The following is a 211-nucleotide window of genomic DNA, read 5'->3' as shown; positions in this document are numbered from 1 at the left end:
CGCCGTCGGGTTGGACGCCCGGGCTTCAGGTACCGCCGCCACAGCCCTCGGAGAAGCCTCCATCGCCGACGGTGAAAGCGCCACGGCCCTCGGGCGCAGCGCCAATGCCACCGGAACAGCCGCGACTGCCGTCGGGTTGAACGCCCGGGCTTCAGGTATCGCCGCCACAGCCCTCGGAGAAGCCTCCATCGCCGACGGTGAAAGCGCCACG

1 protein-coding gene is annotated in these 211 nt (G+C 71.1%); it reads left to right on the top strand.

The features are described from left to right. Positions 1 to 211 (top strand): hypothetical protein (locus tag ACLNEE_RS17140; protein WP_412007477.1); only part of this gene is annotated, 211 nt, incomplete at both ends.

Source organism: Aphanothece stagnina RSMan2012 (genome assembly GCF_046764815.1).
Classification (GTDB): domain Bacteria; phylum Cyanobacteriota; class Cyanobacteriia; order PCC-6307; family Cyanobiaceae; genus NIES-981.
This window is presented reverse-complemented; position numbering and strand designations above follow the sequence as displayed.